The 13,694-nt window shown below is 67.7% G+C and carries 10 protein-coding genes and 1 pseudogene; 8 read left to right on the plus strand and 3 right to left on the minus strand.

Annotated elements, in window-relative coordinates:
- The first annotated feature begins 220 nt into the window (after positions 1-220).
- The gene (locus tag O3438_RS10015; protein ID WP_269679708.1) at positions 221-661 is read left to right on the plus strand and encodes a very short patch repair endonuclease; all 441 of its coding nucleotides are present in this window, start codon (positions 221-223) and stop codon (positions 659-661) included.
- A 78-nt stretch (positions 662-739) separates the two neighbouring features.
- Positions 740-2,023: an ATP-binding protein gene (locus O3438_RS10020; RefSeq protein ID WP_269679709.1), complete on the plus strand. Its 1,284-nt coding sequence runs from the start codon at positions 740-742 to the stop codon at positions 2,021-2,023.
- A gap of 15 nt (positions 2,024-2,038) precedes the next feature.
- Here O3438_RS10020 and O3438_RS10025 read toward each other — a convergent pair whose 3' ends face one another.
- Complete coding sequence (locus O3438_RS10025) at positions 2,039-4,003, minus strand: DNA cytosine methyltransferase (RefSeq protein ID WP_269679710.1); 1,965 nt, start codon at positions 4,001-4,003, stop codon at positions 2,039-2,041.
- Positions 4,004-4,285: 282 nt separating this feature from the next.
- Here O3438_RS10025 and O3438_RS10030 point away from each other — a divergent pair, with 282 nt between their 5' ends.
- From O3438_RS10030 to O3438_RS10050, 5 genes are read left to right on the plus strand one after another with little or no spacing between them, the layout of a single operon-like run.
- Positions 4,286-6,943 (plus strand): Z1 domain-containing protein, encoded by a 2,658-nt coding sequence (locus O3438_RS10030; RefSeq protein WP_269679711.1) that lies wholly within the window; start codon positions 4,286-4,288, stop codon positions 6,941-6,943.
- Positions 6,944-6,960: 17 nt separating this feature from the next.
- The gene (locus O3438_RS10035) at positions 6,961-7,932 is read left to right on the plus strand and encodes a PD-(D/E)XK motif protein (protein WP_269683609.1); all 972 of its coding nucleotides are present in this window, start codon (positions 6,961-6,963) and stop codon (positions 7,930-7,932) included.
- A complete protein-coding gene (locus O3438_RS10040) occupies positions 7,929-9,824 on the plus strand; it encodes a hypothetical protein (protein ID WP_269679712.1) in 1,896 nt (631 codons plus the stop codon). The genes O3438_RS10035 and O3438_RS10040 overlap by 4 nt, the downstream gene beginning before the upstream one ends.
- A complete protein-coding gene (locus O3438_RS10045; protein WP_269679713.1) occupies positions 9,821-10,711 on the plus strand; it encodes a hypothetical protein in 891 nt (296 codons plus the stop codon). Before O3438_RS10040 ends, O3438_RS10045 begins: the two co-directional genes overlap by 4 nt.
- Complete coding sequence (locus O3438_RS10050) at positions 10,708-11,517, plus strand: hypothetical protein (protein WP_269679714.1); 810 nt, start codon at positions 10,708-10,710, stop codon at positions 11,515-11,517. The genes O3438_RS10045 and O3438_RS10050 overlap by 4 nt, the downstream gene beginning before the upstream one ends.
- Positions 11,518-11,675: 158 nt before the next feature.
- Here the strand turns inward: O3438_RS10050 and O3438_RS10055 are convergent.
- Together O3438_RS10055 and O3438_RS10060 are read right to left on the minus strand one after the other, a co-directional pair.
- Positions 11,676-12,025 (minus strand): annotated as a pseudogene (locus O3438_RS10055) (transposase); the annotation flags it as partial.
- A gap of 91 nt (positions 12,026-12,116) precedes the next feature.
- Positions 12,117-12,554, minus strand: coding sequence for a hypothetical protein (locus tag O3438_RS10060; RefSeq protein WP_269679715.1), 438 nt, complete (start codon positions 12,552-12,554; stop codon positions 12,117-12,119).
- Positions 12,555-12,970: 416 nt separating this feature from the next.
- Between O3438_RS10060 and O3438_RS10065 the strand changes: the two genes are divergently transcribed.
- The gene (locus O3438_RS10065; protein WP_269679716.1) at positions 12,971-13,285 is read left to right on the plus strand and encodes a hypothetical protein; all 315 of its coding nucleotides are present in this window, start codon (positions 12,971-12,973) and stop codon (positions 13,283-13,285) included.
- Positions 13,286-13,694 lie beyond the last annotated feature (409 nt).

Consider the following 13,694-nt stretch of genomic DNA (forward strand, 5'->3'; position numbering starts at 1 on the left):
GCGCCGACGTACGCCCCGTCCGACGATCTGCGGGAGCCTGACGGTCCCGCACCGCCGACCTCGACCGCCCTTCCCGGCGGGAAGAACGGGACAAGTGCGACGAAATATCGGGAATATGCGCAAGGTGAAACGGCAGGGTCGGCGACATGGCCCTTAGGGACCCCCTCCGGCTCGGAACCGCCGCCGCCCGGCAGCGCGGATTGGGGTACGTTGTGGGGCGATGACGCGACGTCCTACCGCTCTCAACGCCACCGTGTCGGCGCAGATGAGCCGGATGCCGCGGACGCGGACAAAACCCGAGATGTCGCTGCGACGGGAACTGCACCGACGAGGACTACGGTTCAGGGTGAACCATCCAGGGCTTCCCGGCCGACCCGACATCGCTTTCACACGGGCACGACTGGCGGTGTTCGTCGACGGCTGTTTCTGGCACCTGTGCCCGCAGCACGCGGCACTGCCGAAGAACAACGCCACGTGGTGGCGAGAGAAACTGCACCGTAACGTGCAGCGTGACCGTGAAAAGGACGAGGCACTTGCAGCACTCGGCTGGACGGTGCTGCACGTCTGGGAACACGAGGACCTCATGGCAGTGGCGGAAATCGTCGAACAACTCTGGCGGGCACGGTGCCGATCGGACGCCACAGCATGGCCGGTCACGTGAGGCAGGGTGGGTGTGGCATCCTGGTCCTCACGGACGACGTGAGCGGAGGTGCCCATGCCGGGTAGAGCGTGGTACGACGTGGCGCCCTCAGCCGCACGGCTGACCGGATCGCTGCGCGATATCGGTTACGAGTTCCCGACCGCGGTGGCGGACATCGTCGACAACAGCGTCGCGGCAGGGGCCACCCGCATCGACGTGACCGTCGAGTTCGACGGGGAGGACTCCCGAGTCGTGATCGCCGACGACGGTCACGGCATGTCGGCCGGTCAGCTGACAGAGGCTCTGCGGTTCGGCACGAGGCGTTCGTACCGGCGCGGGGAACTGGGTCGTTACGGTCTCGGCCTCAAGACCGCGTCACTGTCGCAGTGCCGGACGCTCACCGTGATCAGCCGCAGCAGCAAATCGGTGGCACGGACTAGCGCGCGGCAGCTGGACCTCGACGTTGTGGAGGAATGGGACCAGTGGGTCGTGGTGGACCCGTCCCCGCAGGATCCGGTGGTCCGCAGCGCCCGACAAGGGCTGGCAGAGGGGACCGGCACCGTGGTCGTCTGGCAGGCGCTCGATCGCGTACTGCCGGAGAAGCGCCCGTCGGGCGGCTGGGCCCGGCGGCGTCTGGAGACCCTGGCGGCGCGGACATCGGACCATCTCAGCATGGTTTTCCACCGTTTCCTGGAAGGATCCGATGGACTCGCGCCACTGGTGATGTCGGTTAACGGGCAGAAACTGCGCCCGTGGAACCCGTTCGCTCCGCAGGAGCCGCACACCTCGGAGCTGCCCCGGCAGCAGTTCGAGATCGAGACGGCCGGCGGCGTGGGGCTGGTCCACCTCCGACGGTTCGTTCTGCCTCCGCGTGACCGCTTCACCTCAGCCGCGGAATTCGAACGGCACTCGGGTCCCCTGAACTGGAACCGGCAGCAGGGTCTGTACGTGTACCGGGCCAACCGGCTGGTGCAATGGGGCGGATGGAGTGGGATCCGCGGTATCGACGAACACACGAAGCTGGCCAGGGCAGCGCTGGATTTCGACAACGACCTCGACACCGCATTCAACATCAACGTCGCAAAGATGCGCGTCAGTCTGCCGGCCCAGTTGCGCCAGATCCTGGAGGCGCCAGTCAATGAACTGTGTGTCCTGGCCAATGACGCCTACCGCAGAACCTCACGGGGTTCGGCACGGCCCGTGCCGGCGGACGTCAACGCATCACCTGAGGTGCGTGCCGCCACCCACGCGGCCGCCACCGCCGGCCTCGCTCTACGGATGGCCGCCATGCAGGCAGATCAGTGGGTGGCATGGGAACGCATCGAGGAGACTCTGCGCGCCGGGTCGCCGGAGGTGGCGCAGCTGCTCGGCTTGGACCGCTGACCGGGACCGACGGGTTCAGAACAACTGAGGCCGGTCAACACGCGCCCCCGCGCACTTCTTGACCAGCGGACATTCCTGGCACAACGGCTCCACCGGCCGGCACAGCGTGTTCGCAAGTTCGATCAGGCCCAGGTGTGCGGCGCGGGCGTCGCTGTCGATACCGATCATCCGGGCGACCTCAAGTCGGCCGTCGGTCAGGCGGTTACGCCGGTCGACGGGATGACCGCTGAAGCGGGCAGCCACCCGCAACACACCCTTGGTGACGAGAACGGGCTCTTCCGACTCGTCCTCGGTGCCTGCGGGAACGACCAGGACCGCCAGGTCGGCAATGGACTCGTGGAGACCGGGCACCCGCCGTAACGCGTCGTCGTCGCGCAGTACCCGGGGGTCATCCGCGAGTTGCCGGGCGAGCTCCACCACCGTCCCGGCCCGGTTCGCCCGGGAGATGAACCCGCCGGTGCGGCGCAGGTTCTCCTCCGCCGCCACGGTGTCCTGCGGTTGGCGCCACGTCCGCAGCAGGACCCAGACCTGGCGCATCACATCCGGATGGGCGCGATCGAGGAGGATCTCCGCCTGCAGGACCTGCCACCGTGTCTCCGCGCGCAGCCATGGGATGCCGCTGACCTGTCCGGAGGCGAACCAGCCCGCGAGCGTCGAGGCGACCTCCCGCGTCGACACATGCGCCGGACGAGGATTGTCGAGCGCCCGTCGTGCAGCCCGGGACAGGTGTTCACCGAGCAACGGGGGTACCGCGTTGCCGATCTGCTTGAACGCGGCCGACGGCGGCCCGGCGAAACGGAACCAGTCGGGGAAGGTCTGCAGCCGGGCTGCCTCGCGCACAGTGATGGTGCGGTTCTGCCGCGGGTGGATGTACCAGTAGCCGTCCTTGGCGATGTGCGCCGTGATGGTGCGCGACAGGTCGTTCTCGTCGAGGCGTTTGTACTTGTCGTCGAAGATGTCGTCGCGGTACCGCTTGACGTCGTCCGGTAGGTCCGAATACCGGGTCGTCGGGCCCATCATCTCGAACGCCCGCAGGTCGTCCTCGCGCACGGGGCGGGTGATGTGGTCGAAAACCCGGTGCGTATCCGATTGCGGCACCTCCGCGCGCATTCGCTGCTGGAAGCCTGTCGCGGGAGCGTCGTAGGGGGTCCATCCCTCCGCTCCCCCTTCGGGGCGCCAGCCGCCTTCGACCTCCGGAAGGTCGCCGATCGCGTTCCACACGGTGACGCGCTCAGGCTGTTCCTCCGGCCAGTCGAACGCGAGGCCGTCGCGGAGGCCGACCAGAATGAGCCGTTGACGGAACTGCGGGACGCCGTACCGGAAGGTGTCGACCGCCTTCTCCTCGACCGCGTAGCCGAGGGACTCCAACTCGTGCACCATCGTCCGGAGGATGAACATCTCCTTGTCCAGTGCCATGTCCGTCACGTTCTCCATGAGCACCGCCGGCGGCCGGGCCAGCCGGATGACCTCAAGGAACGACCGCCAGAGGTCACGCCGTTCGTCGTACGGATCACGTAGACCGTGGCGCACCTTATGGCGGATCATCGACCGGCCGGCCTTGGAGAACGGCTGACACGGGGGCCCGCCGGCGAGCAGCTCGACGCCTGCCAGGCGCACGAGGTCCGCGACCTCCCGGATGCGGGCCGGGTCACCCAGGTCCCAGTCCACGCTCAGACCACCGTGGTGGTGCCGGTGGGTCTCGACCGCTTCCGGGTAGTGGTCCACCGCGAGGATGACCCGGTAGCCGGCGTTCTGCATCCCGAGACTCAGACCGCCCGCCCCGCTGAACAGATCGGCCGCCAACCGGAACCCGTCCTTGCGGGCTTCCCGGGCGTACCGCAGCAGCTGCTCGCCGTCGGTGACGGCGTCGGCATGGGGCGCCAGCTGCACGAAGGGTCCACGCACCAGTCTGACCTTGTACTTACCGCGGCGGGCGGTGGGATCGGGTGCGGTGGGTTCGGCATCGGCGCGGTCGGTCACGTGCACGAACGTTACCGGTGACGGCGGCCGCAGCCCAGCACGCCCCAGCGGGGACGCCGGTGTCGCAGCGGGGTCCGTCACCGGGGCCGAATGACCCGGCACCCACGTCGAGATGTCCTATCACTCCGGCCTCATCGACCTCGGCCGACCGGACAACCGGACGGTCCTGACGGACGGTGACTTGCGCCACCCATGCTGTATACGTGGTTACCGAACATCGCTCTGATGGCTGTCTCACGCTCACGGAGACCCACCCATCGGCGCCATGACGGAAGGGCACGGATGCACCGGATCAGCGACGAGGACCTCAACGACCTGGTCGAACAGATCGCCAGTGCCGTGTACGGCAACAGCACGATCGCGGCGATCCGTCGTCAGCTGGGCAAATTCGTTCCGGCCGACATCCTCGAAGCCGCGATCACGGAGTACCAGTCCCGGGCCGGCCGTCCCCGGGACCTGCACGAGCCCCGTTCCCTGACCGACCCCGCGGCACAACTCGAGCCGTGGTACATCTCCCGGTCAGACGACGTCTTCTGGCCGTCGGTGCGCCGCCGTCTGCAGGGCACGGGTCTCGACGAGGAGCCGATCAAACGGATCAACGACGCCTCAAGCAAGATCGTGTCTTTTATCCCGCCGCCCGGGACGGAGCGGTTCAGCAGCCGCGGACTGGTCCTCGGACATGTCCAGAGCGGCAAGACGACCAATTTCATGTCGGTGGCGGCGAAGCTGTGTGACGCCCGCTACCGGTTTGTCGTGGTGCTGTCCGGCATCACCGACAACCTGCGGTCGCAGACGCAGCAGCGACTGGAACAGATCCTCGTCGGCGACGACCGCGGCCGTTGGCACCTGCTGACCGACGGTGAGACCGACTTCGACGACAGACAGTCCCGCAATGCGGCGAACCTGCTGAGCAACCCCGATCAGCGGCTCCTCGCTGTGGTCAAGAAGAACCCGTATCGGCTGCGGAAGCTGGCGCGTTTCCTCGAGGCCGCCGGCAGCATCCTGCAGGACTGCCCCATCCTCGTCATCGACGACGAGGCCGACCAGGCGAGCATCGACGTGGGCAGCAGGGGCCGCCAGTCGACCATCAACTCCCTGATCCGTCGCATCCTGAGCAAACCGAAGGTCGCCTACGTCGCCTACACGGCGACGCCGTTCGCGAACCTGCTCATCGATCCGACCGTGCCAGACGATCTCTATCCCGCCGACTTCATCGTCGACCTGCCCCGATCCGACGACTACTTCGGCGCCGAACGGATCTTCGGACGTGACCTGCTCACCTACGAGACCGGGCCGGTCGACCGGGGCCTGGATGTCGTGCGGACGGTTCCCGACAAAGAGGTCGCCCAGGTACGGCCACCCGGTGCCCGCGCCGGCTTCGGCGACTGGAGGCCCACCGTCACCGACAGCCTCGGCGAGGCCATCCGCTGGTTCATCCTGGCCACCGCCGCCCGCCGCTGCCGCGACGGGGCGCCGGCCGACTCGACCATGTTGATCCACACATCCATGCGCGCCCCCGCACACCAGCGGACCGCCGAGGTCGTGCAGGCTTACCTGGGGACTCTGCGCAGCGGCTGGTCGACCCCTGCGGTGCGGGAGCGGTTCCGGCACCAGTGGGAGCAGGAGACGACCCGGGTCCCCGCCACCGACCTGCGACTCTCACCCGTACCATGGCCGCAGGTCTGCGACAAGATCCCTGGCGTCATGGCCGACGTGGGCGTGGTGGTCGACAACTACCAGTCCGACGTGCGACTCCGCTACGGCGAGGAGCCGGTCACCGCCATCGCCATCGGGGGTAACACCCTCTCCCGCGGGTTGACCCTCGTCGGCCTGGTGTGCAGCTACTTCGTCCGGGCGGCCTCCGCCTACGACACCCTGCTGCAGATGGGGCGCTGGTTCGGCTACCGCCACGGTTACGAGGATCTGCCCCGGATCTGGATGACGGGTGAGCTCGCCGCGTGGTTCGTGGACCTGGCGACCGTCGAGGCCGAGATCCGGCAGCAGATCCGCCGCTACGAGACCGAACACAAGACGCCACGGCAGTTGGCGGTGATGATCCGCAAACACCCGTCCATGGCGGTGACCTCGGCCGCCAAGATGCGCGGGGGCGTCACGGTGCGCTACAGCTACGGCTCCCAGGTCATGCAGACCATCAAATTCCACCACCGCGACCAGGACTGGCTACGGCACAACATCGACGCCGCCGACCGCCTCCTCACCGCCGCCCGTGGCCTGCCCGGGGTCCGGGAAACCCCCGTGCGGGCCGGACGCAGCGCACTGACCGGCGTGCCGGCCGCACGGGTGATGGCCTTCCTGCGCGACTACCGCTTCCACGAGCGCAGCCCCAGCCTCCGTCCGGAGGCCCTGTGCGAGTACATCGCCAAGCAGAACGACTATGACGCCCTGCGCACGTGGAACGTCGTCGTCATCGAACAGGGCAGCGACCGCCTCGGCACGATGGAACTGGCGGGGCGCAAGTACCACCGGATCAACCGCAGCCGGCTCACGGTGCCGGCGGACTACGCCGACATCAAGGCCCTGGTGTCCACCATGGACCGGGTCGCCGACCTGCCCGCCTCCATCAGAATCAGCGACATGATCGACGGTGATCCGACCGACCGCAGGCTACGGGAGCTGCGCGACGGACAACTGGGAGGCACCGGACTCCTGTGTCTCTACCCGGTCAGCAGGAACTCCACCGTCGAGCGCAGCAGCGGCACCCGCGGCTATCCGAGAACCGACCTCGCGGCGGTGGAGGACATCCTCGGGATCGGCCTGTTCTTCCCCGAGGCCCGCGGACCGGAGGACCGTGACTACGTCGCGGTCGACCTGTCCGACCTCGCCCCAGCCGACGAGGAACTCGAGATCGTCGACATCGACGAGATCGACGCCGCCGACGAACGCGCCGGCGAAGCCGTGACCGATGGCGCCGCATCATGACAGGCGGCGCCGAGGAAATGTTCCGCCGTCTGGAAGCAACCGACCCTCCACGGCAGATGCGCGTGCTGGACAGCCCGGTCGAAGTGGCTGCCGGACCGGTCGCCATCGGCATCGACGCCGTGGGTCATCGGCATCTGCTCATCCCGCTGACCGACCGTCACCCCAGCGTGCAGGACACCGCCAGCCGCGGCGTCACCCTCACCACCCGGGGACTGGAGGACGACTCCCGTCAGTCGCGACGATACGCCGACGTGGTGTGCAACCTGCCTGAGCTCAACGACATCTTCGCGGTGTTCTCCGATGAGCTGTGCCAACAGTTGCAGCGCCGCCCCGGCAACCCGGGGCGGGTCTGCCTGGAGGTCCTGCACCGGTGGCGTGACCTGCTCTATCCCGCACCGGGTCCGACACTCGGAACAGAGGCGCTGATCGGCCTGCTCGCCGAACTGCACTTCCTCGAACTGATCGGCGGGCGCGGGGGCGCGCGACCCCTGGATCTGTGGACGGGCCCCCGCAGCGCGCGCACGGACTTCACCTCCGCCACCGCTGCTGTCGAAGTCAAGGCCACCACGCACCGCGACCGCCTGGTCGTCGACGTGCACGGGGCCGGTCAGCTGGAGGAGCGCCCCGGCACCGATCTCTACCTGTACGTCGAACAGTTCGAACGCGACAGTGCCGGTGACAGCGTGCCCGACGCCGTCGACCGGCTCCTCGGCACCGGGATCGACCGGCTTGTCCTCATGGCCGCCCTGGATGCGGTCGGTTACCGCAGCGGAGACGCCGAGACCTACCGCCGGGACAGACACCGGGTGAAACGCGTCGCCGCGTACCACGTCAACACGCCCGGATTTCCTCGGGTGACGTCGCAGCAGCTCGATGCATCACTGCAGCAACACCTGGTCCGACTGACCTACAGCATCGATCTGTCAGCTTTCGATCACCACCTCATCGACCCCTGCGCGGCAGCCACCGCGCTACTGGAACAGCCATGACGCGCGCCGTCAGGTACGCCGAGCCCCTCCCCGCCTCCGGAGGGATAGACGCGCGGTCGGTGCGTCGGACCCTCGGCACGTACTCCATGGACTTCTGGGAGCTGTTCCTACGTGAGACACTGCAGAACAGCTGGGACGCCGCCACCGGGGAGCGACCCGTCCACTTCTGCGTCGACGGTTGGCGCCTGACAGCGGCACAGCTGCAGAGCCTGCGCCTCTTCCTTCCCGGGGCCGACCTGGACGCACCGGAGCTCAGGGTCCTGACGGTCACCGACAGCGGGACACGCGGGCTCGGCGGGCCCACCCGTGCCGACCGGGTGGGTGAGGACGACGACCGGGATTTCGTCGACCTCGTCCGTAACATCGGACGGCACCCGGACAAGGGATTCGCGGGGGGAACCTACGGCTACGGCAAGGCCGTCCTGTTCGAGGCGAGCAGCATCGGCACGGTGGTGATGTTCACCCGGGTCAGAACCACCGCGGGTGTCCAGTGCCGACTGATCGGCATGTCCCTCACCGACCCCTACCGGGTCGAGGGACGCCAGTACACCGGACGCCACTGGTGGGGGGTCCCCCACAACGACGTCGGTGTGGAGCCCGTCACCGGCCCGACGGCGGAGCGGATGGCCCGGGCACTCGGATTCACCCGCCTGCCCGAGGACGGCACCGGCACCGGCATCATGGTCATCGCTCCCCGCACCGAGCAGGAGCGCCTGGCTGAGGTGATTGCCGTGATGGCCGACACCGCGACGAGGTATGCATGGGCCAACGTCGCTCAGGGCGACCAGGGTCCCGGCCTCAGGTTGGAGTTCACCTCCGAGGGCTCCCGGATCGATCTTCCGGACCCGGGCACCGATGCGCGGCTGCGGTTCTTCGTCGAGGCGCACCGGTACTGCCGCGCCGTGTTCCGGGGCACGGCAGAAAAGCCGCCCTGGCCCTGGACGGTTCAGGAAATTGTCGGGAGCCGTCCGGAGCAACGTCTCGGCGTCCTGGCATGGCGGACGTACCGGGCAGGTGCCTCGGGTAACCACGCCCGACCACCCGCTGAGATCGCTCTCCTGCGCGGACCCGGTCTCGTCGTCGAATACCGCACCGTCGCTGCGGACCCGTTCGGGCACGCCATCAGCGGTGTGTTCATCGCCGACCCCGCACTCGATGAGGACTTCGCCCGCGCCGAACCACCGACCCACGACAAGTGGCAGCCGCGGCTGGCACAACGGCAGCGATACGCCCGCAACCCGGTCAGCCAGGCCCTCCAACGTATCGACCGTATCTTCAAGGAGCGTCGGACGGGAGCCGCGGCCGCACCCACCACCGGAGCCGTGACAGGCGTGTCACGGCTGGCGAACATCCTCGGCGTACTGCTCGACACCCAGGCCGGTGGCACCGACTCCCGTATCCCGGTCGGGCCGGCCAACCCGGTGCCCCACCCGCCGTCGACCCCATCGGGAGCACCGGCGCCACCGACCGGCACGCCGACACCCGGCACCGGAGGCAACGGCCCGCAGCAGGGGCCCCCGGGTCAGCGCCAGAGACCGAGCTCCACCCGGGGCCTGACCCTGAATTTCCATCCCCGGGCCCGGCCGGCCCTGCTGGTCGACGGCAGCCGCGCGGTCGAGTTCGACATCGACCTCACCGGAAATCCCGGCGCACCGCAGATCCTCAACGCCCAGCCCCTGGTCGCGGTGGCGGACGGCGCGCCCGAGCCGGCCGACGGGACCACCCCCGTCGACGTCCTGCACTGGCGCGACCGGGACAGCGGGGTCCTCACGCCAGGTCCACGCCTGGCCCTGACCGCCGGGATGTCGAAACACTGGACCGTCACGCTCACACAACCGGCTGATGCCGCCGTCACCGTCCGGGTGAGCCAGGAGGAGGTGGGACCGCGGTGAGCGCCCCGATCAGCGCGGGTTACCTGACCCCGGCCGAGGAGCGGATCCAGTCCGGGACCATGACGGTCACCTCTGCGCAGGGCATGCCCGTTGCGGAAGGTCAGCCGGTACCGGACTGGGACTACTTCACCGACCTGACCGCGACCTGGCCTCTGCATGTCGACCTGCCCGGGCTGCTGCAGGACTGCGGCCTGTCATCCGACGCCGCCGTGACCTGTCTCGTCACCTGGCACAGCAGCAGCACCAACCGTCGCGGCAACTCCCTCCCGGCCGAACTCGCCGACGGTGGGAACGAGCTGACCGTCGTGATCCCGGGCACCGAGATCGGGGGGAACCTCACCGTCACCGCCCGGATGGTCCTGGCCGTCCCTGATCCTGCACCGGTCTCTCCGCTCGCAGCCAGCCTGCCCGGCGCCATCCTCTGGCAGGCCCGACGGCGCTTCGCCCTGGAGGGCAGCGGCAGCCGCTTTCCCGTGGTGGCCACGAGCTTCGCCGACAGTGGGCTGGCCGAGGGACGCCGCGCGCTGTGGTACCTGTCCTGCACTCCGGACCTCGACGGCTCCGACACCGGCAGCATCCGGCTGTACCTCAACACGGACCACCCCGCGATCACCACGATGCTCAACCACCCGGACGCGGAGACCTCCCGGACCCTCGCTGACATGCTCCGCCACGATGTCGTCCGTCAGCTCATCGAGACGGCGCTACGGTGCGAGGACCTCCAGGACGACCACGACTACGGCGAAGGCACGCTGGGAGAGCTGTTCATCAACCTGACACGCCGGTACTTCGCCGACCGGTCGCTTGCCGACCTCCGCAGCCAACACCGCAGTGACCCGGGTGAGCTGGAGGCGGTCCTGCAAGGCCTGGACCGGGTCCTCGCATGAGCCGGCTGCACGTCTACCCGCGGTTACCTGCACATGTCGCGGAACAACTGCTGACCCTCCACACCGGCCGGGACCTTGTCGAACTGCGGCGGCTGTCGTCCACCGCCGACTCCCGCACCACCTGGTACCCGACCGCCCCCTTCCGGGTAGCAGAGGACGAGCTGCGGGCCCTGCAACAGACCGTCCGCGCCATCGCCACCGAGGCAAGCTGGCCGGCGCCTCTGGGAAAGACGAGCGGTACGGCCTTCGACCGGCTGCTGGCGCCGGCCCTGTACAGGCAGATGACCATTGTGCCCGCCGACGCGGCGAGTGAGGAGGTCTGGTCATTCGTCAGCCTGGTCCTTCTGCCGGACGTCGCGCTCTGGCGATGGCCAAACCCGCTACGTCGGCCCGGATACGAACGCATCATCGGCCGCCCCCGTAACGTATTCCGACGCCTGTGGGCCCGCATCCACAGCCTCGGCGAGGACGTCGGGGCCCAACTCTACGAAGACGAGGCCGTCGCGATCCTCGAACGCCCCACGCTCGGTGCGCATCCACGGGTTGCCCGTGCCATCGCCCGCGCTCACCTGACCACCGCCGGGGATGCCGGCACCGCACGGACCGACATCCTGCGGATCACCGCCCGCAGACTCCGGCGACTCGCGGTCGTGGTGAGCCTCGAATCGCTCGACGACGCTCAACTGGCAGACCTGGTGAGGAGATACACGAAGGAAGCCATCGACCAGTTGCAGTCCGAGCGAACCATGAGCACGTATAACCCCGTTCCCACGCAAGTGCAAGCGAGGTCGGGATCAAGTCCCTAACAGCAAGCACAGTGGTGCTGCTGCCCCTGACCACGCCGAGCACTCTGGGTCGATGCGCAACGAACTTCCGCCGGTGCGCAGCGTTGAGGAAGGTGATCGTCTGGACCGCCTACCGATCCGGACCGAGCCGGGGCCCGCGACCTTCCTCTCCAGGGGCGTCGGCGCTGCACCCTCGCTGACCGGGTGCTCTTCTTCAAGAAGCCGGTGTCATCAACGAGCATCACACCGGCCCGGTCCCCGAGGTGCTCCACAACGTTGTCCCGCACATCGTCACGGACCGCGTCGACGTCCCAGTCCGCCCGCCACAGCAACTGTTACATACCGTCCGGCGATACGTCCCCGGCCTGCTTCGCAAGGCTCCAACCGTTCTTCCGGCCCAGGCCGATATCAGGCCGTACAGGTACTGCCCGGCCCGCCGCCGTAGTTCCGCCCGGCGAAACCGAGGCCCGATCCGCGCATGCAACCGGTCCAACTCGCCATGCCACCGGGCAACATCAACGCCCGCCACAGGCAAGCCCGAAACTGCCACGACCGACGACGCAACTGCCTCTGACCAAGTGCCGTAGCAGTACTTAGTCCAGATCGGTCCAACGAGGGCCTCAGGCAGCTTGAGGTGGGCCAGCCGGGACCTGGCCCTCTCGCAGGTTCTTTTTAACACTCTCAGGAGGCACGACAGTGTTGAATAGCGTGATGTTCTCATGCTCGAAGAGCTCCGTCAGTCTCGCAAGCACCTGAGCCGTTTCGTCTAATGCAACCTGTCGCATGTTTTCGCCCCCCGCCACCTTAAGCTTCAGGAGAGCTACTTCCCATTGCGCAACCATGCCGGCCAGGACAAATTCCTGCGAGCGGTACAAGCGCCAGCTACTGTCCCATGAGTAGAAATTTCTCAGCCCCGCCGCTATGGCGACAATGACACTTACTATCGCCAGAAAGACGTAATTTGCGTGTTCGTCGCGCATGACCGGAATGACGAAAAGCAGCGGGAGGGTGATGCTGAGGACGACTTCGATGGTTCCGACTATCTTGAACCAGATCACGTGCAAACTCGCTAGGCGCCTGTATCGACGCCTGTGTAGCGTGAGGAACTTCTTGATTAGATCGGAGCACTCGGGGAAAGCTTCTGAGACTTCCTTCGACCATTGATACGAATGTTGCAGATCTTCCCGGGACACTCCCAGCATCCGTGCGCTTCCCTTCGATACGGGAACTCAAAGCCACTCATATTCGCTGATGCCGCCGAGTGCCGGCAGAGGACTGTCGGGACAGCGACACGGAAGGGGGCCGCCATGCCGGGCTGGGGTGCCGGCCGACGTCACAGCTCCCCGGTGAGGCAGCCCCACCAGACGGGAACCTGGCTGCTGCGGGAGCACGATCTTCGTACTGCCCGTACGGTCCTCGATGGTGGGCTGTTCGAAGGTCGAACAAGACGTATGCGGGTGTCACGCTGGCGGGCATGGCTAGCGAGCAACGACAGCAGTGGGTCCTCATGGCACGTGCAGCGCTGATCGTTGCCGCTATGCGAAAGTCGCTGCTCACTTATGGCGAGCTTGGACAAGCCATAGGCATGGCCGGCATCGATCTCCGGAATCAGATGCGCCATGTTCTGGCCCAGGTCGCCGAGGAGTGCATCGCCACCGGAGAGCCGTCCTTGCCCGCGCTGGTTGTCAATGCCACCACCGGGCAGCCAGGCGCCGGCTGGGTCGACGGGGCGGTCAGCTGGCACGCGGAGGTGCAAAAGCTGTTCCGGCACTGGAACTCACCTCGTTGAAGCGGCATGCCGCCGACGCCGCAGGGTGGCGTCGGCCCCCGCTGGCCCCCAACGCTCCACCGGTCGGGCTGACACATTGCGCTCCGGCTACAGGAGAAAAGGCGACCTCCCGGGGTTACGCCCGTACCAGCAGCCCTTCTTCGTACTGTCGGGGCGGTCGGATCCGAACGATGGGGCCCCTTGTTGCCTTCCGCAACCATCCCGATCTTGTCGATGATCGGCCGAACAGGCGCTGGGTGCACAGACACGATCAAGCAGTGGGCGCTTGTGTCACTGATTGCCAACGGCAGGCGGGGCTTTCGGGAGTAAACCGGGGCAGGCCGACAGGGCAGCATCGGGTCCCACTGCGTCCCGCTCCCCCACTATCGGGGACGTCCCGTCATCAAGAGACCAGTGCGCGCCCGCCCGC

It is taken from the genome of Micromonospora sp. WMMC250, from assembly GCF_027460215.1.
In the GTDB taxonomy this organism is placed as follows: Bacteria; Actinomycetota; Actinomycetes; order Mycobacteriales; family Micromonosporaceae; genus Micromonospora; species Micromonospora taraxaci.

Coding starts and splice junctions, on each gene's coding strand:
- O3438_RS10015 (WP_269679708.1), top strand. CDS start 221: ATGACGCGACGTCCTACCGCTCTCAACGCCACCGTGTCGGCGCAGATG.
- O3438_RS10065 (WP_269679716.1), top strand. CDS start 12,971: ATGGCTAGCGAGCAACGACAGCAGTGGGTCCTCATGGCACGTGCAGCG.
- O3438_RS10030 (WP_269679711.1), top strand. CDS start 4,286: ATGCACCGGATCAGCGACGAGGACCTCAACGACCTGGTCGAACAGATC.
- O3438_RS10050 (WP_269679714.1), top strand. CDS start 10,708: ATGAGCCGGCTGCACGTCTACCCGCGGTTACCTGCACATGTCGCGGAA.
- O3438_RS10040 (WP_269679712.1), top strand. CDS start 7,929: ATGACGCGCGCCGTCAGGTACGCCGAGCCCCTCCCCGCCTCCGGAGGG.
- O3438_RS10035 (WP_269683609.1), top strand. CDS start 6,961: ATGTTCCGCCGTCTGGAAGCAACCGACCCTCCACGGCAGATGCGCGTG.